Below are 21,244 nucleotides of genomic sequence, written 5' to 3' on the forward strand. Positions count from 1 at the left end.
TCGAAAAGGGGTAATGCGATGATTGAATGCCCAAGATGATTGATTTTGAGTAACTTCCTGATTTAAAACGATTGTTTAAAATAAGTCAATTAATATTGACAAGGAGTGAACAGAAATTGCTGGCAGTCGCCTTTGCGCGTTTCTGCCGCAGGCATGCGCGGCTACGCCACACAGGCATCGATGGCCGCGCCCAGCTTGTCGACAATCTCATCGACGTGGCTGGCGTCGATGATGTAGGGCGGCGCCAGCAGGATGTGGTCGCCGTGCAGGCCGTCGACGGTGCCGCCCATGGGATAGCACATCAGTCCGTTTTGCATGGCTTGCGTCTTGATGTGCGCGTGCAGGCGACGGGCAGGGTCGAACGGCTGTTTGGTATTGCGGTCCCGCACCAGTTCCAGTCCCAGGAACAGGCCGCGGCCGCGGATGTCGCCCACGTGCGCATGGCTATCGAAACGCTGGCGCAGCCGCTCTTGCAGCAAGCCGCCCATGGCGCGCACGTTGGCCAGTAAATCGCGCTCCTCGATCTGCCGCTGCACGGCCAGGGCGGCGGCGCAGGCTGTGGCGTGGCCGATATACGTGTGGCCGTGCTGGAAGAAGCCCGTGCCGGCGCGGATGGTGTCGCGGATATCTGTCGATACCATGACGGCGCCGATGGGCTGGTAGCCGGCGCCGAGGCCCTTGGCGATGCAGACCAGGTCGGCCGTAATGCCTTCCTGCTCGCAGGCGAACAGGCTGCCCGTGCGGCCCATGCCGCACATGACTTCGTCGAGGATCAGCAGGATGCCGTGGCGCTGGCAGATCTCGCGCATGCGCGCAAAATAGCCGGCCACGGCGGGCAGGGCGCCGGCCGTGGCGCCGACGACGGGTTCGGCGATGAAGGCCATGACGTTGTCCGCGCCCAGTGCGGCGATATGGTCTTCCAGCTCCTGGCCCAGGCGCGCCACGTAGTCGCCATCCGTTTCATGCGCCTGCTGGTCGCGCCAGGCGTAGCACGGGGACACGTGGGTCACGCCGATCAGCAGCGGTTCGAACTGCTGGCGGCGCCAGGCGTTGCCGCCCGTGGCCAGCGCGCCCAGCGTATTGCCGTGGTAGCTCTGGCGACGTGCGATGACGTGGCGGCGCTGCGGCTGGCCCCGCTCGACGAAATACTGGCGCGCCATCTTGAGCGCGCTTTCCACCGCTTCGGAACCGCCCGAGACGAAATACACGCTGTCGATGCCGGCTGGCGCCCGAGCGACGAGAAAATCGGCCAGCTGCTCCATCGGTTCGCTGGTAAAGAAGGAGCTGTGCGCGTACGCCAGCGTGGCAATCTGCCGCTGCACGGCGGCGATCACGGCCGCATCCGAATGGCCGAGGCAGGAGACGGCCGCGCCGCCGCAGGCGTCCAGGTAGCGCTTGCCATCGGCATCGATCAGGTAGGGGCCGTCGCCGCCCACGGCGACGGGATAGCTGGCGGTCAGGCTGCGGTGGAAGACATGGCTCATGGCATCGCTTTCTTATCGACAAGTGGGATGGCCGATTATAGGAGGCGTTGCGCCGCAATGCAACGAATGATGTATTTGTTTTTAATTTACATCGTTTGATGTTTTGACATAGGCCCCCAGCGTTCGCAGCTGGTTTTCCGCCGCGCCGATGGCCGTGACGGCATCGGGCCCCGCGCGCGCCACCAGCAGTTCCACCAGGCTTTCCACGGCCGCGACGCCGGCCACGATGGAGGGGAAGAACGAGGGGCTGTCGACGGCGATGACGATGCTGGCATCGGCCTGAAGGGCCAGCGGCGACATGGCGCTGTCGCTGATGGCGACCACCTGGCAGCCGCCCTGGCGCGCCGCCTGCGCCACCAGCAGCGCTTCGCTCGAGTACGGCGCGAAGCTGACGACGACGACGGCTTCGCCCGCCTGCAGGGCGCGCAAGTCCATTTCCAGGGTGCCGCCCTGGCCGCTCAGCAGCTGCACGCTGGGGCGCAGCAGCCGGTACAGATAATGCAGGGTGTAGGCGATAGGGTGGGCGGCGCGAAAGCCGGCCACGTGCACGCGGGGCGCCGTCTGCAGCAGGTTGGCGGCCGCATCCAGGGCGGCGTGGTTGGCGCTTTCCGTGGCGGCCAGGTTGCGCTGCTGCACCATGAACACTTCGGTGACCAGATTGCCCTCCTTGCCGGCCAGCGCGCCGGCTTTTTCCGCATAGCCGGCCGGTCCCGCGCGCAGGCGTTCGACAAAGATGGCTTTCAGCTCCGGCCAGCCGGCAAAGCCCAGCTGCTGCGCCAGGCGCACGAGGGCGGCCGATTGTACCTGCGCGCGCGCGGCGATGCTGCGCATCGACGAGACGGCCACTTCGTCCGGATGGTCGGCCAGGTAGCGGGCGCCGGCCTGGAATTGCGGGCTCAGTTCCGCATGGCGCGCCTTGATCAGGTCCATCAGTGCCGCATAGGAATCGTGGGGTGTCGCTGCCTGCATCGCCGTGCCTCATTGAATAGGTTGCGGCGATGGTACAGGATTCGTCAGCGGGCCGGTAGCGGCGCGCCATGCGCCAGGGCGGCCGTGCGCGGGCGCAGCCGGGCAAACAGGTGCGGCCCGGCAGGTTTGCGGTGCGGTCCCGTCGTCAGCACGCGCAAGGCCGTGGGCAGCGGCACGTCGTGGCAGTGCAAAAACAGGGCGGCGGCGCCCGTGCCGGCCATTTCCTGCAAGGCCAGCGCATGTTCGACCAGCGCCGCTGTGCGCATGTCGAGCCGCACCGGGATGTCGGGTTGAAATAACTGTGTGTCGACGTGCCGTGCCTCGCGCATGCTGTCCCCGCCGGGTTCGATGGTCAGACTGCCAGCATAAAAGCGCCCCGGCGCCGTCACTTTGCGTTAAATCAATTCCTGTGTCGGATAGATTCCACAAGGCAAAAAAAACGCCAACCGTCACCGGCTGGCGCTGAAACTCCTCAAGGAAGAAGACATGTATTCCAACAACGTTTCGACGCCTGACAAAACCATCGCGAGCGGCAGTGATTTGTGGCCGAGAAGCGCATCGGCACTGTAGTGCCGTGAGCATCGCCGGCCGCAAAGCGCGCCGCGCAGCCGGTTTGGTCAGGTGTCCATCACAAGCTCCAGCGTACTGATAAACCTACGACCTTGTCATAGCGCCGCACGTCGCGCACATAGTCCGGCGTGTCGTGGTAGTCGCGGTAGGTCGAGTCGAGCAGGTTGTTCGCGTCCAGGGTCACCGTGGTGTTCGGATTGAGCTTGTACGAGATCGACGCGTCCAGGGTCTTGGTGGGCGCCACGGTCAGGTGGATGCCCTTGCCGCGGTAGTTGTAGTCGTCGACGTATTTGTCGCGCCAGCTGTAGGCCAGGCGTGCCGACCACGGTCCCTGCTCGTACAGGCCGACGATATTGGCCGACCACTTCGACATGCCCGTGAATGGATGCACGCTGCCATTCAATTCTTCCAGCTCGCCCGTCATGTAGGTGGCGTTCGCCTGCAGGCCCAGGCCGCTCATCCAGCCGGGCAGCTTGTCGTAGAACTGCTGGTACGCCATTTCCAGGCCTTGCAGATGGCCCTTCGACGTGTTGCGCGGGCGCGTGATGTCGTACTCGATGCCGCCATACGTTTCCTTGGCCGAACCGGACAGGATGTAGTTCTTGAAGTTGTGGCGGAACACGGTGGCCGTGACGGAACCCGTCTGCGCGAAATACCATTCCAGCGCCACGTCGAGGTTCTTGCCTTCCACGGGTTTCAGGTCGGGATTGCCGCCGCTGCCCGTCGGACGCACCATCTCCAGGCTCTGGCCCAGGCTCACGCCGGGGTTGAAGTCGGCGAAGTTCGGGCGCTGTACTGCCTTGCCTGCCGTCATGCGGGCGACCAGGTCCTGGCGCAGCATGGCTTTCAAGGTCATGCTGGGCAGCACGTCCGTATCCGAGGTTTTTACGCGCACGGGCGTGATGATGCCGTTTTGCGAGGAATTGCCTTGCAAGTCCTGCTTGGTCTGCACCACGCGCACGCCCAAGGTGCCGTCGACCGGTACCTGCGCCAGGTCAAAGCCGATGCGCGCCTTGCCGTAGACGGCATTGGTTTTTTCCACGTCCTTGTAGTGGGTCATCGGATCGTCGGGGCTGCGTTCGCTGCTGCCCGTAAACAGCTGGCGCAGCGCGGCCGTGTTGTTGAGCATGAAGTCGCGGCATGGCGTGAGCCAGCTTTGCAGGCCGAAGTTGCCCGTGTTGTCGTGCGAGGCGCACGCCAGGCCGGGGATCGCGTCCGCAGTCATGACCGACGCCAGCCCGCCCTGGCCATTTTTTTCGCGGATCGATTCGGCCTTGCGCTTGGCCAGGCGCACGCCGCCCGAAAATTCGCGGAAGAAGCCCGTGCTGTCCATGTCATAGGTGACGTCGCCGCGCCAGTCGGTCGAGCTGCCTTCGTCGTGGCTGTGATTGTCGTAGAAGCCGAGCAAGGTGTAGTTCTTCGGATCCAGCATGTTGTAGCCGGGGTAGCTGATCTGCGCTCCGCCGTTCACGTTCGTGCTGCCGATCACGCTGGTCGGATGGGCGAGGAAGTCGAGGATGGGGAATTCGCGCTCGAAGTTGCTGACCGTGCGCGCCAGTTCCGTCGTGGCGCGCAGCTGCGGCGTGATGTCCCAGCGCGCGCCGATGGCGCCTTGCGATCCGATCGAGCGGTCACGCCGCGCCTGGGTCGAGCCCAGCGTGAACGGCGACCATGGGCCGTCGATCTTGCCCACCGTGGCCGCCTGATTGGTGCCGGGGATCAGGGTGATGTCCGGGTTCTGGCCCCACGGCAGCGAACCGACGAAGAACTGGCTGTCGAACGCGTGCTTGATCAGGGTCGACATGCCTTCCGCATACACTTCCACCTGCGAGTTCGGGCGCCACTGGAAGGCGGCGTTGGCCGCGTAGCGCTTGCGGTCGCCCACGGTCGGGATCATGCCGACGGAATCGGGGCCCGTGATGTTGCCCGCTTCCGGGCGCTTGACGGGTTCGGCGTTCCAGATCGTCTCGTCATAGTATCTGCCGCGCTGGTAGGACAGGCCGAGCAGGGCGCCGAATTCGCCGTATTGGGTCTTCCAGCGGTTCGAGACCATGCCGCTGACGTTCGGGTCCGTCGAGCCGGACTTGTCGCGGTGTTCGGCGCGCACGTTGCCCGATGCCGTAAAGCCCTTGAAGTCGAACGGGCGGTTGGTGCGCACGTCGATCACGCCGGCCGTGCCGCCTTCGACCATGTCGGCGCCCTGCGATTTATAGACGTCCACGCGCTGCAGCATGGCCGTCGGAATATCGGCCAGGTACAGGCTGCGGCCCACGGAGGTGAACATTTCGCGGCCGTTGAGCAAGGTCACCACGCCAGGCAAGCCGCGGATGATGACGGTACCGGCTTCGCCGCCTTCGCGGCGGACCTGCACGCCCGTCACGCGGCCGAGGATTTCAGCCACGTTCTTGTCGGGGAATTTGCCGATTTCATCGGCGACGATGGAGTCGACCACCTGGTCGCTGTTTTTCTTGATCGTCTGCGCGCTTTGCGCCGCCCTGCGCACGCCCGTAACGGCGACGACGGCGATGCCGCCATTGTCGGCTGGCGCTGCTGCCGGTGCCGCTTCTGCCACTGGTGTTTCCACGGCGGGCGCTTGCTGCGCCCAGACGGAGGCGCTGCTCAGCAGGCCTGCGCCGGCCAGGGCGGCCACCGTCGCCTTCAAGGTCAAGCGTGTATTTTGTCGGGGCGTGCGGGTGCCCGTTGCCATCAATTGCATCATCTTGTCTCCACCTGTATTTTAGTTATGTTGAGAACGCTGCGGCAGTCGCCGCCAGAGCTGGAACTGGCTCAGGAAGCATGGTAGGGGCGAATGACTTTGCGCCACAAATGACTTCTTTTGCGATGTCCATATCAATTCCGGTATCCCTGCCGCATTCATGCACCTGCCGGCCTTGCCCGCTCTCCACACGTGGCGAAAATAGTTTTGTATTTTTTGCCGGTGACGGCGTTGAGGTAGCGATGCAGCGGCACCAGATGGGGCGTCGCCATCTCACTCAATGAAAGGAAGCACCATGTTGGCATCCACTATCACCGAACCGTTGCTGCGGCACTTGCAAGCGGACGGATATCAGGCGCAGATCGACAGCGATGGCGATATCGTCTTCCGTTTCGAAGGCATGGGCTATGTCCTGTGCTTTGACGCCGATGACGCGCAATTTGGGAAACTGCTGTTGCCGAATGTGTGGACCATCGATACGCCGGAAGAGTTGCTGCGCGTGCGTGCCGCGCTCGATGAAGTCAACCGCCGCATCAAGCTGGTGAAAGGCCATGTGCAGCGCGGTCAGGTATGGTTCTGCATCGAGATGCTGCTGCTCGAGCAGCAGCACTGGACGCATTTCCTCGCGCGTGCCACCCGCGCCATCGCGCATGCGGCGACGCTGTTTGCCAGCGAGATGCGGGCCGGCGCGTTGGCCGCGCAGGCGATCGGGAAAGCCGGCGCCGACTGAGGCGCAGGGATGAAAAAGGGCGGCCCGCAGGCCGCCCTCGTATGCCGTCAGGCTGCGCTTAGGCTTCGGCGACGCGCTTGGCGATGTGCGCCAGCGCTTCTTCCACCTGGTCGATCAGGATCAGGCACAGATCGCCTTCGCCGAGGCGCGCCAGGGCCTTGTCGATGGCGACGAATTCGCCGTTGATTTCATCGATATGGCTGGTGCGCTTGGCGCCGTTCAAGCCCTGGCGCAGCAATGCCACGACTTCGCCGTCGGCGCGGCCGCGCTGGCATTGATCCTGGTACAGCAGCACGTCGTCGAAGGCGGCGCCGAGGATTTCCGTCTGCTGGCGGATGTCTTCGTCGCGGCGGTCGCCGGCGCCGCTGATGACCACCGAGCGGCGCTTGGCCGGCATGCTTTCCACGGCCTGCACCAGCGCCAGGATGGCGTCCGGATTGTGGCCGTAGTCGGCGATCAGGGTGGCGCCCTTGTAGTCGAACACGTTGAAGCGGCCTGGCGCATTGTCGGCTTCATTGGCAAAGGTTTTCAGGCCCAGCGCGATGGTTTTCCAGTCCAGGCCCACGGCCCAGGCGGCGGCCAGCGACGCCATGACGTTGTCGACCTGGAAGCCAATGGCGCCGTTGCGCGTGATTGGCACCTGCGACAGGGGGATTTCGTGGCGCTCCTTGCCTTGCGCCGCGACCAGCTTGCCGTCCTCCACGTACACGACGCGGTTGCCCTGCGCGCGGTGCGTGGCCATCACAGGGTGCGTCTTGTCGGCGGCGAAGAAGGTCACCGTGCCGCTGCAATTCTTGGCCATGCGGGCCACGGCCGGATCGGTGGCGTTCAACACGGCCACGCCGCTGTCGGCCACGTTCTGCACGATCACGCGTTTTAATACCGCCAGGTCTTCCACGGTGGTGATGTAGTTCAGGCCCAGGTGATCGCCCGCGCCGATGTTGGTCACCACGGCGACCTGGCAGCGGTCGAAGGCCAGGCCTTCGCGCAGCATGCCGCCGCGCGCCGTTTCAAATACGGCCGCGTCCACGTCCGGATGCAGCAGCACGTTGCGCGCGCTGCGCGGGCCGCTGCAGTCGCCGCTGTCGATCTGGCGTCCTTCGATGTACACGCCATCGGTATTGGTCATGCCCGTGCGCAGGCCGGAAGCCGTCAGCAGGTGGGCGATCAGGCGCACGGTGGTGGTCTTGCCGTTGGTGCCGGTGACGGCAACGACGGGAATGCGGCCATCGTCGCCCTCGGCGAACATGGCGGCGATGATGGCTTCGCCGACGGGGCGCGGCTTGCCGAACGACGGCGCCAAATGCATGCGCAGGCCCGGTGCGGCGTTCACTTCGACGATGCCGGCGTTCTGCTCTTCCAGCGGTTTCAAAATGCTGTCGGAGACGACGTCCACGCCGCAGATATCGAGGCCCACCATGTGCGCGGCCGCGACGGCGCGCGCCGCCACTTCCGGATGCACGTCGACGGTGACATCGGTGGCCGAGCCGCCTGTCGACAGGTTGGCGTTATTGCGCAGGATGACGCGCTTGCCGACCGGCGGCACGGAGTCGGCCACATAGCCCTGCTTGGCCAGGCTGGCCAGAGCGATGTCGTCGAAGCGGATCTTCGTCAGCGAGGTGGCGTGGCCGCTGCCGCGGCGCGGATCCAGGTTGACCTGGTCGACCAGTTCGCGCACCGTGTGCTGGCCGTCGCCCACCACTTGCGGCGGGTCGCGGCGGGCCGCTGCCACCATCTTGTTGCCGATGACGAGCAAGCGGAAATCGTGGCCCGGCAGATAGCGTTCGACGAGGATATCGTCGCGGAATTCCTGCGCCGCGAGGAAGCCGGCCGTCAGCTGTTCGCGCGTGGTGACGTTGACGGTGACGCCCTTGCCCTGGTTGCCATCTTTTGGCTTCACGACGACGGGCAGGCCGATCTCGCAAGCGGCGGCCCAGGCATCGTCCGCATCGACGGCGACGCGGCCTTGCGGCACGGGCACGCCGGCCGAGTCCAGCAGCTTCTTGGTCAGTTCCTTATCTTGCGCGATGGCTTCGGCGATCGCGCTGGTGCCGTCCATTTCGGCGGCCTGGATCTTGCGCTGCTTGCTGCCCCAGCCGAACGTCACCAGGCTGCCTTCGGTCAGGCGGCGGAACGGGATGTTGCGCGCCACGGCGGCGTTGACGATGGCGCCCGTCGATGGACCGAGGCGCACGTCCTCATCGAGTTCCTGCAACTGGTGCAGGGCGCCGGCCAGGTCGAACGGCGCATTGTCGAGCGCGGCCTGGCACAGCTGCTGCGCCAGTTCCAGCGCCAGGCGGCCGACGGCTTCTTCCGAGTATTCGACGACGACCTGGAAGATGCCCGTTTCCAGGGTCGGCGTGGTGCGGCTGAAGGTGACGGGGCAGCCGGCTTGCGCTTGCAGGCCCAGCGCCGCCAGTTCCAGCACCTGCGCCATCGGCGCGGCGTTGTAGTTGCCCAGCGGTTGCAGCGGGCTCAGTTGCGGGAAGAGGGCGCGCAGGCGGGCTTCGAAGCCGGGCAGCTGGGCGATGTCGAGTTCCTGCGTGGTGCAGGAAACAATGGCTTCCACGGCGGTGTCGTGGCTCCAGAGGTTAGGGCCCCGCAAGGCCCGTACGCGAGATACTTCCATAATTAAACCGTAATCCTGTTGTGTTCTTGTGGGCCCGGCCGTCCTGGCCGGGCTTGAGTGCTGTCTTAATTCCCGATGCAGCCGGGCGCGGCGTCAAACGTGCGCAATCCTGCGCAAATCAGGTCGACGGGCAGGTTCAGGGCCCAGGCGGCGGCGGCGACGGCCAGCACGCTGTCGACATTGCCGGCCGTGGCCGGTTTCAGCAGGTCCAGGCACAGCAGGACCGTTTCGATGCCGCCTTCGGCCAGCACGATGTGGTTGCCGCGCACGAACACGGCGCGCTGGCCGGTGGCCAGTTGCGCCGCGATGGCTGCCAAGCCGCCATCCTGCGCATACAGGGTCACGGTGCCGTCGCACAGTTCGGCCAGTTCCAGCACGTGCGCGTTGGCGGCGTTGAGCACGGCGACGCCCGTCGGCACCACCACGTCAACCTGGCTGCGCACGGCCTTGTACAGGCCCGCTTCGTCCAGCACGTCGAAATCCTTCACGCTATCGAGGCTGCCCATGTCCGTGACGACGCCGATCTGGCATTTGTCGTAGGCCAGGCCTTCGGCCAGGATCATGCGCGGATTGCTCTCGAACAGGGCCGTCTGCACGGTGCGGTTGAGCAGCAAACGCTGGCCCGCGTCCCAGTTCACGCAATCGCTGCTGACGACACGGCGCTGGTCCAGGTACATGCCTTCGCTGCAGACGGCGCCCGTGTGCAGGCCCGACAGGTTGAGCAGCTTGCACAGCATGCGCACGATCAGGCTGGCGCCGCGCGTGCCCGTCACGCCGATCAGCGGAATGCGGCCCGTTTCCTCGGGCGCGAACAGGTGGTCGACGATGGCCGCGCCGACAGGGCGGGGCTGGCCCACGCCCGGCTTGATGTGCGCCAGCAAGCCAGGGCTGGCATTGACTTCGATGATGGCGCCGCGCTGTTCTTCCAGCGGACGCGTGATGTCGGTGGTGACCAGGTCGATGCCGGCGATATCTAGGCCGACCACGCGCGCGGCCAGCAGGGCCGCATGCACGACGGATGGGTGCACGTCGTCCGTGACGTCGATGGCCACGTTGCCGTTCGGCTGGATCAGCACTTTTTGGCCGGCCTGCGGCACGGACAGGGCGGTCATGCCCTGGCGCTGCAGTTCCAGCACGATTTCGCCCGACTCGTGCGGCTTGACGGTGCCCAATGGGAAATCTTCGCCTTCGCCGCGGCGCGGGTCGGTATTGATCTGCGTGTTCACCAGTTCCAGCACGGTCGAGACGCCGTCGCCGTCGACCCACAGCGATTCGCCCTTGGCGGCCGCGATCAGCTTGTTGCCGACGACGAGCAAACGGTGTTCGTCGCCCGTGATGAAGCTTTCCACCAGCACGGCCGAGCTGTCGCCCTTGCGCGCGGCCAGCTCGTAGGCGGCCTTCACGTCGCTTTCCGTCATCAGGTTCAGCGACACGCCGCGGCCATGGTTGCCGTCATACGGCTTGACGACGACGGGCACGCCGATGTCCTGCGCTTCTTCCCAAGCCGCTTCGGCGCTGCGCACCAGGCTGCCTTCAGGGACGCGCACGCCGCACGATTTGAGCAGGAATTTGGTCAGATCCTTGTCGCTGGCGATGCCTTCGGCGATCGCGCTGGTGCGGTCCGTTTCGGCCGTCCAGATGCGGCGCTGCGCCGCGCCGTGGCCCAGTTGCACCAGGTTGCCGTCGTTCAGGCGCAGCGAAGGGATGCGGCGCTCGGTGGCCGCATCGACGATGCTGGCCGTGCTCGGACCCAGGCAGCGCGAGTCGACCATGTCGCGCAGGGGCGCCAGCGCCGCTTCCAGGTCATAGGCTTCATCGTTGATGGCGGCCATCAGCAGTGTGCGCGCGGCGGCCAGGGCGGCGCGCCCCACGTGCTCTTCGCGCGTGCGGAAGGCCATCTTGTAGACGCCGCGCTGGCTGGTCGAGCGCGTCTGGCCGAAGCCCGTACGCATGCCTGCCAGGTTTTGCAGCTCCAGCACCACGTGCTCGAGGATGTGGGCCGCCCACGTGCCTTCGCGCAGGCGTTCGAAAAAGCCGCCCCGTTCGCCCACGCCGCAGCGGTGCTCGATCATGCCGGGCAGCCACGCCACCAGGCGTTCGTACAGGCCCGGCAGGGTATTGGATGGATAGTCTTCCAGTTCGCCGATGTCGACCCAGGCTTCAATCACCGGGCGGTAAGTCCAGATGTTGGGGCCGCGCAAGTGGGTGACGCGGGCAAATTCGATGTTCTTCTTCTTGATCATGTAAGTGGTTTCTTGATAACAAGCCAGGCGTCTGGGCGCCAGATACTTTATGTTGGCTCTACAGAGTCTTTTCAGGCTCGTGCTTGGTTCTTTATCCCGGGTATGCGCAGTGTGCCACTTTTAGCGGCCTCTTGTCGCGTTTGCTGCCCTTATTCTGCTGGTGTTGTCATTCTAATTGTTACTAATTGTTGCCATACTTGTTATAAAGATACCGACTCTGCTTAAAGCTGGAGCATTTGCGCAACAGCGGGCTGTTGTATACTTGCTCCCGTACGACGGACGCTGATTTTTTTGCGCCGTTTTGCCATCATTCCTTACCGGCAGGCATCCATTCGATACAATACAGGAAATTGCCACTGGTGCATCCACCTCGCCATCGCGCAGTACACAAACATTGATCGGGCGTCTGCCCCATCCCCCAAATCCCGCCCTGAAGGGCTTGGCCTCGAGCCGGAGTATGCTTTACGATGACAACTGAACTGAGTGTTCCTGCAACAACTATTCCCCTCACATCGCTGCCGGAACACTGGCTGGCGGAAGTGGAGAGCAACCTTTCTCCAGGGGAGAACGTTTTAAGTAGCGTTGAGGTTGACCTCGATGCGCGATTACGTTTCACAAAAGGCATAATAGTTGTCACCGAGAAGCGTTTGCTGGCCCGTTCGCCGGGCGATACCACCTGGAAAAGTTGGTCTTTCCGCCACGGATTGCGCCTGACGCACCACGACCACGCGGGCGTCGGCCACCTGGAACTGTTTGACGACCACGGCCGCCTGGCGTCGTGGCGTTTTACCCTGGGCCAGAACCTGCATGCGATCCGCGTGCTGGAACAGTTCGTCGAGCGCCTCGACAGCCACCTGACGGGCCAGCCCGTGCTGGAAGCGGAGCAGGAAGTGTGCCCCAGCTGCAAGGCGCCTTTGGAGCCGGAACAGGAAGAATGCCCGATCTGCGCCAAGGTGCTGCACACGCCGCCATCGACCTGGACCCTGTTCCGCCTGTGGCGCTTCGCCCATCCCTACCGTGGCCAGCTGGCCCTGGGCTTCATGCTGATGCTGCTGAGCACGGCCGCGCACATGATTCCACCGTATCTGACGGCGCCGCTGATGGACAATGTGCTGATCCCGTATCAAAACGGCAAGCATATCGACCCGTGGCTGGTCGTGTATTACATGAGCGGCTTGCTCGGTTCGGCCCTGCTGGCCTGGCTGCTGGGCTGGGGCAAGACCTATGTGCTGGCCCTGGTGTCCGAACGCATGGGCGCCGATTTGCGCTCGGCCACGTATGAACACCTGATGAAACTGTCGCTGGAATTCTTTGGCGGCAAGCGCACGGGCGACCTGATGGCGCGCATCGGCAGCGGCAGCGACCGCATCTGCGTCTTCCTGTCGCTGCATCTGCTCGATTTCGCTTCCGACGTGCTGATGATCATCATGACGGGTGTGATCCTGTGGTCGATGAATCCGTGGCTGGCCATCATGACCCTGGCGCCATTGCCCTTCATCGCCTGGATGATCCACCTGGTGCGCGACCGCTTGCGCACGGGCTTTGAAAAGATCGACCGCGTGTGGAGCGAAGTGACCAACGTGCTGGCCGATACGATTCCCGGCATCCGCGTGGTGAAGGCGTTTGCGCAGGAAAAACGCGAAGCGGCCCGCTTCCGCGACGCCAATGCGCACAACCTGGCCGTCAACGATAAACTGAACAAGGTCTGGTCGCTGTTCTCGCCGACCGTGTCCTTCCTGACGGAGATGGGTTTATTGGTCATCTGGTGCTTCGGCATCTGGCAGCTGTCGCGCGGCGAAATCACCGTCGGCGTGCTGACCGCCTTCATCGCCTACAGCACGCGTTTCTATGGCCGTCTCGACTCGATGAGCCGCATCGTCTCCGTGACGCAGAAATCGGCGTCGGCCGCCAAGCGCATCTTCGACATCCTCGACCACGTGTCGAGCGTGCCGGAACCGGCGCAGCCCGTGAAACTGGACAAGATCGAAGGCAGGATCGACCTGCGCGAAGTCGGTTTCCGCTATGGCAACCGGGCCGTCAACCGCGGCATCACCCTGAACATCAAGGCGGGCGAGATGATCGGTCTGGTGGGCCACAGCGGCTCGGGCAAGAGCACCCTGGTCAACCTGATCTGCCGTTTCTACGACGTGTCGGAAGGCGCGATCCTGCTCGACGGCGTCGACATCCGCTCGTTCGCCGTGTCCGACTACCGGCGCAATATCGGCCTGGTGCTGCAGGAGCCGTTCCTGTTCTTCGGTACCATCGCGGAAAACATCGCCTACGGCAAGCCGCACGCGACGCGCCAGGACATCATCGCCGCCGCGCGCGCCGCGCATGCGCACGAATTCATTCTGCGCCTGCCGCAAGGCTACGATTCGATGGTGGGCGAGCGTGGCCAAGGCTTGTCCGGCGGCGAACGCCAGCGCATCTCGATCGCCCGCGCACTGCTGATCGACCCGCGCATCCTGATCATGGATGAAGCGACATCGTCGGTGGACTCGGAAACGGAAAAAGAGATTCAAAAGGCGCTCGACAACCTGGTGCAGGGCCGTACGACGATCGCCATCGCGCACAGGCTGTCAACCTTGCACCGCGCCGACCGCCTGGTGGTGCTGGACCGCGGCCAGGTCGTCGAAGTGGGCAGTCACGATGAACTGATGGCGAAAGAGGGCGCCTATTTCCGCCTCTACGAAGCACAGGCGCGCAACAACGAACTCGCCCTGGATGACAAGGAATAAGCATGGCCAGTACAACTTTTACATTAAGCCGCGACACCTTCGGCAAGCTGGTGATGACGGACGCGGACGGCCAGGTCTTTGAAGGCGTGGCGCCCGTGCGCGCCTTCCCCATCCAGTCGCCCGACGAAGGCATTTCGCTGGTGCTGGGCAATGGCAAGGAAGTCGCGTGGATCGACCGCCTCGACGCCTTGCCGGAACCGGCGCGCAGCCTGCTGCAGGAAGAGCTGGAAGGGCGCGAATTCATGCCCGAGATCGCGCGCGTGAAAAGCGTGAGCAGCTTCGCCACGCCGTGCACGTGGTACGTGGACACGGACCGGGGCGAGACGCAATTCGTGCTGAAAGGCGAGGAAGACATCCGCCGCATCGGCGCCACGTCGCTCCTGATCGCCGATAACCACGGCATCCACTTTCTGATACGCGACATGTTCAATATCGACAAGACGACGCGCAAGATACTCGACCGTTTCCTGTAAGCGTTTCCCTACCTTGAAAACCGCTGCCTGCAGCGGTTTTTTTTCGTCTGCCGGGCATGAAAAAGCCGCACAGGAGTGCGGCTTTCGTGGGTAGCACCGGCAACCATTTCAGGCCGCCGGGATGGCGCTGCATTACATGAACTTGTAGCCTGCGCCGATGTAGAAGTAACGGCCGCGCACGTTGTACAGCTGGGCAAAGCCCAGGGTGCCGTACTGGTTGCCGGCGCCCATCGCGCTAAACGGTGGCATCTTGTCGAACAGGTTCTTGATGCCGGCCGTGAAGGTCAGGTTTTGCATCGCCACGTACTGGCCAGTCAGATCCACTTCCGTGTGCGAAGGAATCGTGCGGGTGCCCGGCTTGATTTCGTCGCGGCGCAAGTCCGAGTCGATCATGTCGCCCGTCGTACGGATGACCAGGGAGCCGGACATATTGTCCTTTTCCAGGCTGGCAGTGAACGTGTTGCGGTACTTCGGATTCATGAACGTCTTCAGCGTGCTTTGCACCGGATCGGTTTCCGTATCCTGCGTTTCCATGCGGGTGTAGATGGTGGACGCATTGCGGATCGTGAATTTGCCGAACATCGTTTGCGGCGAGGTGTAGCGCAGGTCCGTATCGAAACCGCGTACTTCGGTGGTGGCCAGGTTCTGGTTGTTCAGCAGGATGCGTGCGTCGCCGTTCTTGATTTCGACATTGCCGCGCTCGATCGCCTTGGTTTCCGTCAGGGTGCCGATCTCGTTCTTCTTGTCGATCTTGAAGTAGTCGATGCTGACCGTCAGCGAGTTCACTGGCGAGAACACCATGCCCAGGTTGTAGGTCTTGCCCGTTTCAGGTTTCAAGTCCTTGTTGGAGCCGGAGACCTGGTAGTAGGCGAAGTTTTTGCAGTTGCCGGCGATCGAAGGGAATGCATCGCAGATTTCCTTGTCATTCGTCGTATAGGCGCCCGCATCGACGCCGCCATACATCTGTTTCAGCGATGGCGCCAAGTAGCTGCCCGCATACGAACCACGGAACATCAGGTTGTTCAGGGGCTGATAGCGCAAGGCCAGTTTCGGGCTGGTTTTGCTGCCGACATTCGAGATGTCGTCGTAGCGCACGGCCACTTGCGCTTCGACGTTTTTCAGGAATGGAATCGACAGTTCGCCAAAGATGCCCTTGGAATTGCGGTCCGCCTTGACGGCAGCCTGCTGGATGCTGCCGAAGACCAGGCCATCGATCTGGTTCTGGTCGGGCTGGTCGCTCAGCGTTTCCTTGTTGTACGACACGCCGACGGCGTAAGCCATCGCGCCGCCTGCCATGTCCATGATCGGCGCCGATGCCTTGGCGTTGAAGAAGGTCAGTTCCGACTTGCCGGCGCGCGTAGGCGTGAGGCGAATCTTGTCGACGGCGGCCTGCGGGTTGTCGGTGCGGGTCGGGTTGATCGTGCCATTCTCGATCGCTTCGTTGAACAGGTCGTAGTGTGCGTAGTTCGAATCGCGGTTGGTAGCCTTGCTCACGCCCTTGCCGATGGCGACGTCCCAGTCGATGCCGCGCGTCGTGCCTTCCAGGCCCGTCGAGAACTGGGTCATCGTGCCCTTGCGGTTGGTCTGGCGCGGGCCCATTTGCATGAAGCGGCCGGCAACGGTCTGGTTGCCGACCTTGAAGTTGCCTGGCGCAGGCTGGGACGAGAAGTCATCCTTGCTTTCGGAATAGGTAAATTCCGCGAACGCGCGAATGCTGTCGCTGATTTTCAGGCTGCCGATCAGCATGCCGCTGGCGCGGTCGGCGCCGTTGGTCGAGGTCAGCAAGGTCTTGTTGACGTCGAAACGGCAGGAACCGTCGCTCAAATCGTCAGGTGGGCATGGCACCAGGGTGCCGCCGCCGACGATATTGCCGCTAGGATGATAGCCACTGCGGCCATCCGGGCCGCCAAAGCGGCGGAAGTCGGCCGAACGGGTCAGGTCGCGGTCCTTGCGGTAGATCGGATCGCGCTTGAAGATGTCGACCGTAGCCAGCACGTTGAAGCCCTGGGTGTCATAGTCGCCAAAACCGTACACGAGGTTGGCCGTCTTTTCCTTTGCGTCCGAGCGCGAGCTTTGGCCGTAGCTGGTTTTCGCTTCCAGGCCCTGGTAATTCTTTTTGGTGATGAAGTTCATCACGCCGGCAACGGCATCGGCGCCATAAATGGCCGAACCGCCATCCTTCAGGATTTCAATGCGTTCCAGCGCGCTCAGCGGGATGGCGTTGACGTCGACCGCGGCGCCCGCGCCCGAACCGTCAGCCAGCGCATTGGTCGGCAGGCGGCGGCCGTTCAACAGGATCAGCACGTTGCGTTCGCTCAAGCCGCGCATCTTGATGTTGGTGGTGCCGGAACCGGAAGGCGAGCTGGCGCTCAGTTCGCCCTGGTCATTGATGTCGATGGAAGCCAGGTTGCGCACCAGTTCAGCGACGCTGGTGGCGCCCGTGCGCTCGATATCTTTCTTGCTGTAGATTTCCACCGGTGCGGCCGTTTCGGCATCCACGCGCTTGATGGCGGAACCGGTGACGACCACACGCTGCACTTTTTCCTCGCCAGCCTTGGCTTCCTGCGCCTGGACGGCCTGGTGCATGAAACCTGCGCTCATGACCAAAGTGCCGGCAAACATCATGCGCAAGGATTTGCTCAATTTCTTTTCAATCATTGTCCATCCTCCAACTAGGAAACTTTAGTTTCCTTAGGGTTTTATGTAGCTATTTGAAAGTATTTTCAAAATGACTATGTTTACAAATTTAGTATTTTAAATTTGCAATTCATCAGACCATTTTTTGATCTTGACTGTCAAGAACTGCCGGGTATTTGTTCAGGTGCATGGCACGAGGCAGAATGAAGGTGGATGAATTTTATTTGTGGCAAGCAGGAAAGTATTAAATTTCAATTGTTAAATAAATTAAATTTGCAATTATGTTCAATTATCATTGAAAGTTTGGTCTTTGCTGATCGCCTGTCTAGACAGCTGTGGTTTTTTTGTGACAATGTCGGGGGTGAACAAGGCGGGCAGCAGGACAAAAAAAAGCCGCCCGGCAGGGGCGGCTGGCGCTGGGAAAGGCGCTTGTTACTGAAACGCCACTTCCGCAAAGCTGCGCAATTTCCGGCTGTGCAGCCTGTCCACGCCCTGGCGGCGCAGCAGTTCCACGGCACGGATGCCGATGCGCAGATGCTGGTCGACGCGCTCGCGGTAGAAGTGATTGGCCATGCCGGGCAGCTTGATTTCGCCGTGCAGCGGCTTGTCGCTCACGCACAGCAGGGTGCCGTAGGGGACGCGGAAACGGAAGCCGTTGGCGGCGATCGTCGCGCTCTCCATATCCAGCGCGATGGCGCGGCTCTGGCTGAAACGGCGCTCCGGCGTGCGCTGCGGCAGCAATTCCCAGTTGCGGTTGTCCGTGCTGGCCACGGTTCCCGTGCGCATGATGTGTTTCAAGTCATGCCCCGTCAGCTGGGTGATTTCCGCCACGGCCGTTTGCAGCGCCTGCTGGATTTCCGCCAGCGGCGGGATCGGCACCCACAGCGGCAAGTCTTCGTCGAGCACGTGGTCTTCACGTACATACGCATGCGCCAGCACGTAGTCGCCCAGGCTTTGCGTGGTGCGCAAGCCGGCGCAATGACCGAGCATCAGCCAGGCGTGCGGACGCAGCACGGCGATATGGTCGGTGATGGTCTTCGCATTGGCCGGTCCCACGCCGATATTGACCATGGTGATGCCGCTGCCGTCCGCGCGCAGCAAATGGTAGGCGGGCATCTGCGGCAGGCGCGGCGGCGCGGCGCCCAGCGCATCCTCGCTTTCGACCGTCTGGCCGACCCGGCGCGTGACCACGTTGCCCGGTTCGACAAAGGCGATGTAGCCGTCGTCGTCCGAGGGCGCGGCCGCATCGGGCGCGCGGTCCATCATGGCGTGGCCCAGGCGGATGAATTCGTCGATGTAGAACTGGTAATTGGTGAACAGGACGAAGTTCTGGAAGTGCTGCGGCGACGTGCCGCTGTAATGGCGCAAGCGCTGCAGCGAATAATCGACGCGCGGTCCCGTGAACAGCGACAGCGGCTGCGCTTCGCCATGCGCCGGTTCGTGCGTGCCGTTGGCGATGCCGTCGTCCATGGCCGACAGGTCGGGCAGGTCGAACAGGTCGCGCATGGCCAGGCGGCGGCCCGCATCCATATTGCCTTCGATATGGTCATGCTCGGCGAACGAGAAATGCACGGGGATGGGCTGGGCGCTCACGCCCACTTCCAGGTGCACTTTCTGGCCGCTGTTATGGTTTTTCAGCAGCAGGGTGAACTGGTCCAGGTAGTAATCGCCGAACAGGTCGGGGCGCGTCAAGGTGGTTTCAAACACACCGGGGCCGGCGACAAAACCGTAGGCCAGCGGCGAGTCGGCGCGCGCCACGGTGTCCGTCTGGATGCGCACGAAGGGGTAGCAGGCACGCACACGTTCGTGCATGTCTTCGCCGGCGACAAAGCGCTGCAGCGCATCGCGCAAGTGTTCGATGCTGCTGCGGTAAATGGCTTGCACCTGTTCCAGCGCCAGGCGTGGATCGTCGAAGCGGGAGGAGGCGATGAAGGGGGGCGTAAGCAAGCGGATTCTCCTTGTGGCGGTTCGTGCATACCATTGTAAGGCAGCAGGGCCAGTCGTGTTGCCGCTCGTGTGGGTCCATGGTTGGGTGCTTGACGAATTCAAATAGAATCTGTATTCTATTTGAATGGTCAGACTAGCTAAATTCAACGAAAACAACTTCATCGACAGCGCGATCGCCGTCGCCGCCCAGTGCGGCGTGGGCGCCGTCTCGATGGCCGCCATCGCCGTCAAGGCCGGCGCGCCCATCGGCTCCGTGTATCACCGCTTCGATTCGCGCAACGCCATCCTGGCGCGCGCGTGGCTGCGCGTAAAAAGCGACTTCCGCGAGGAAGTGGCCAGCCGCTGGCTCGGCGGCGACACCTGGGCCGGCGTGCATGGCTTGCTGGACTGGTGCCGGCGCAAGCCCGTATATGCGCGCTTCCTGCTGCAATGCGCGGATAGCCCCGATTTCAACAGTGGCCTCAGCGAGGAATTGCTGGCCGCCGTGGAAGAGGAGCAGGCCGCGCTCGACGCCTGCTTTGTCCGATGCGCCGAAGCCATGCCCGCCACCGCGGAGCTTGACCTCGATCACATGCTGCTCAAATTCGTGCTGATCGATGCGCCCGTGGCCGTCGTCAAGCCTTACCTGACCCAGGAGCGGCCGATACCGGCCAGCGTCGACGCCATGCTGCGCGCCTCGCACGACGCCGTGCGCGGCTGGGCCGCCCATACCACTTCACACTAACAAAGAAAAGAATCCCCATGCGCTATTCCACCCAGCTTGAACACGGCAAGAAAATCCCGCTGCACGACGAAGAAGGTTTCATCGGCATGCGCGCGGCCGGCCGCATCGCCGCCGACACGCTCGACTACATCGCGCCTTTCGTGAAGCCGGGCGTCTCGACGGCCAAGCTCGACGCCCTGTGCGAAGAATTCATGCGCGCGGCCGGCGCCATCCCCGGCACCATCGACTACCACGGCTACAAGCACGCCAGCTGCATCTCCGTCAATAACGTGGTCACGCACGGCATCCCGTCCGAGACCAAGATCCTCAAAGTGGGCGACATCCTCAACATCGACGTGACGCCGAAGTTCAACGGCTGGTTCGGCGACACCAGCCGCACCTTCAAGGTGGGCGCCGTCTCCATCCTGGCCAACCGCCTCGTCAACACGGCGTATGACGCCATGATGGCCGGTATCCACACCGTGCGTCCCGGCGCGACCCTCGGCGACGTGGGCGCCGCCATCGAAGCGGTAGCCAAGGCGCAGGGCTTTTCCTCCGTGCGCGACTTCTGCGGCCATGGCGTGGGCCAGGTCTTCCACGACACGCCGCAAGTGCTGCATTACGGCCGCGCCGGCACGGGCATCGTGCTGGAACCGGGCATGATCTTCACGATCGAACCGATGCTCAACGTGGGCAGCTACCAGGTCAAGGTCTTGCCCGACAAATGGACGACGGTGACGAAGGACCGCTCGCTGTCGGCGCAGTTCGAGCACTCGCTGGCCGTGACGGAAACGGGCTTTGAAATCTTTACCCTGACCGGTTCGACCGAGCCGCTGGTGTAAGCATGGATGACGCGCGCCGGCAGCAGCTCACCGATATTGTCGCCGCGAAAGCCGGCGTGGATGTCGCTTGCGCGGCGCGCCACCTGGCGTTGCACGATGGCGACGTGGCGGCCGCCTTGCGCGGCATCGATGCCGAATGTTATACGCTGACGCAGCGTCTGCTGAACAAGTACCGGCGCGATCCGGAAGACGCGCTGCAGCACGTGGCGCTGGCCGTGCTGCAGCAGGAAGGCATCGGCAGCGACAGCGTGCTGCGCGCGGAGCGCATCGCGGCCCTGGCGCCGCCCGTCGCCGGCATGGTGATGCTGGCCGAATGGCTGGCCTATGTGGACTGGGAAGGCTACGACAGCGCCCTGTACGCGAATATCGACGCGGTGGCGGCGATCATCGCCGGCGCATTGTACCTGCCCGAGGTGGCCGCCAATCTGCTGCAAACGCGCGACGAAACGGTGTTCGAAGCGCAGCGCCCCGCGCTGGCAGCCGCCGCTCTGCTGTTCATCGAACGCCACATCGCGCTCTTTCCCTGAGAGTGCCCTGCGTCTTACAATGGCGGCAAGCACTGT

14 protein-coding genes are annotated in these 21,244 nt (G+C 63.3%); 6 read left to right on the forward strand and 8 right to left on the reverse strand.

The window, feature by feature from the left end; all coding sequences use genetic code 11:
- Window positions 1–161: 161 nt before the first annotated feature.
- From JAB6_RS15395 to JAB6_RS15410, 4 genes are all read right to left on the reverse strand, one after another.
- On the reverse strand, window positions 162–1,484 hold the full coding sequence (locus JAB6_RS15395) for an aspartate aminotransferase family protein (RefSeq protein ID WP_070303520.1): 1,323 nt from the start codon (window positions 1,482–1,484) through the stop codon (window positions 162–164).
- An 81-nt stretch (window positions 1,485–1,565) separates the two neighbouring features.
- Window positions 1,566–2,453 carry a MurR/RpiR family transcriptional regulator gene (locus tag JAB6_RS15400; RefSeq protein WP_070303521.1) on the reverse strand — a complete coding sequence of 296 codons (888 nt, stop codon included), beginning with the start codon at window positions 2,451–2,453 and terminating at the stop codon, window positions 1,566–1,568.
- Between the two features lie 44 nt (window positions 2,454–2,497).
- Window positions 2,498–2,782, reverse strand: coding sequence for a hypothetical protein (locus JAB6_RS15405; RefSeq protein ID WP_139143403.1), 285 nt, complete (start codon window positions 2,780–2,782; stop codon window positions 2,498–2,500).
- Between the two features lie 299 nt (window positions 2,783–3,081).
- On the reverse strand, window positions 3,082–5,742 hold the full coding sequence (locus JAB6_RS15410; RefSeq protein WP_235194201.1) for a TonB-dependent receptor: 2,661 nt from the start codon (window positions 5,740–5,742) through the stop codon (window positions 3,082–3,084).
- A gap of 292 nt (window positions 5,743–6,034) precedes the next feature.
- On the opposite strand from JAB6_RS15410, the gene JAB6_RS15415 reads away from it, so the two are divergent.
- The gene (locus JAB6_RS15415; protein ID WP_051991083.1) at window positions 6,035–6,469 is read left to right on the forward strand and encodes a hypothetical protein; all 435 of its coding nucleotides are present in this window, start codon (window positions 6,035–6,037) and stop codon (window positions 6,467–6,469) included.
- Between the two features lie 58 nt (window positions 6,470–6,527).
- Here the strand turns inward: JAB6_RS15415 and cphA (JAB6_RS15420) are convergent, their stop codons facing one another.
- Complete coding sequence (cphA, locus tag JAB6_RS15420; protein WP_070303523.1) at window positions 6,528–9,098, reverse strand: cyanophycin synthetase; 2,571 nt, start codon at window positions 9,096–9,098, stop codon at window positions 6,528–6,530.
- A 65-nt stretch (window positions 9,099–9,163) separates the two neighbouring features.
- Complete coding sequence (gene cphA / locus JAB6_RS15425; protein WP_070303524.1) at window positions 9,164–11,341, reverse strand: cyanophycin synthetase; 2,178 nt, start codon at window positions 11,339–11,341, stop codon at window positions 9,164–9,166.
- 467 nt (window positions 11,342–11,808) lie between these two features.
- Here cphA (JAB6_RS15425) and JAB6_RS15430 point away from each other — a divergent pair, with 467 nt between their 5' ends.
- Window positions 11,809–14,079, forward strand: coding sequence for an ABC transporter ATP-binding protein (locus JAB6_RS15430; protein WP_080698525.1), 2,271 nt, complete (start codon window positions 11,809–11,811; stop codon window positions 14,077–14,079).
- Window positions 14,080–14,081: 2 nt separating this feature from the next.
- Window positions 14,082–14,552, forward strand: coding sequence for a DUF1854 domain-containing protein (locus tag JAB6_RS15435; protein WP_034750645.1), 471 nt, complete (start codon window positions 14,082–14,084; stop codon window positions 14,550–14,552).
- A gap of 132 nt (window positions 14,553–14,684) precedes the next feature.
- On the opposite strand, the gene JAB6_RS15440 is transcribed toward JAB6_RS15435, so the two are convergent.
- Both JAB6_RS15440 and JAB6_RS15445 read right to left on the reverse strand, forming a co-directional pair.
- The gene (locus JAB6_RS15440; protein ID WP_070303525.1) at window positions 14,685–17,210 is read right to left on the reverse strand and encodes a TonB-dependent receptor; all 2,526 of its coding nucleotides are present in this window, start codon (window positions 17,208–17,210) and stop codon (window positions 14,685–14,687) included.
- Between the two features lie 411 nt (window positions 17,211–17,621).
- Window positions 17,622–19,136, reverse strand: coding sequence for an AMP nucleosidase (locus JAB6_RS15445; protein WP_034750639.1), 1,515 nt, complete (start codon window positions 19,134–19,136; stop codon window positions 17,622–17,624).
- Window positions 19,137–19,260: 124 nt separating this feature from the next.
- Between JAB6_RS15445 and JAB6_RS15450 the strand changes: the two genes are divergently transcribed.
- The 3 genes from JAB6_RS15450 to JAB6_RS15460 are packed head-to-tail and all read left to right on the forward strand — an operon-like array spanning window position 19,261 to window position 21,208.
- The gene (locus tag JAB6_RS15450; RefSeq protein WP_034750636.1) at window positions 19,261–19,860 is read left to right on the forward strand and encodes a TetR/AcrR family transcriptional regulator; all 600 of its coding nucleotides are present in this window, start codon (window positions 19,261–19,263) and stop codon (window positions 19,858–19,860) included.
- Window positions 19,861–19,877: 17 nt separating this feature from the next.
- Window positions 19,878–20,681 carry a type I methionyl aminopeptidase gene (map, locus tag JAB6_RS15455; protein WP_051991081.1) on the forward strand — a complete coding sequence of 268 codons (804 nt, stop codon included), beginning with the start codon at window positions 19,878–19,880 and terminating at the stop codon, window positions 20,679–20,681.
- A 2-nt stretch (window positions 20,682–20,683) separates the two neighbouring features.
- On the forward strand, window positions 20,684–21,208 hold the full coding sequence (locus JAB6_RS15460; RefSeq protein WP_070303526.1) for a hypothetical protein: 525 nt from the start codon (window positions 20,684–20,686) through the stop codon (window positions 21,206–21,208).
- Window positions 21,209–21,244: the final 36 nt, after the last annotated feature.

Origin of the sequence: Janthinobacterium sp. HH104 (assembly GCF_001758715.1) — a bacterium.
GTDB lineage: Bacteria > Pseudomonadota > Gammaproteobacteria > Burkholderiales > Burkholderiaceae_D > Janthinobacterium > Janthinobacterium aestuarii.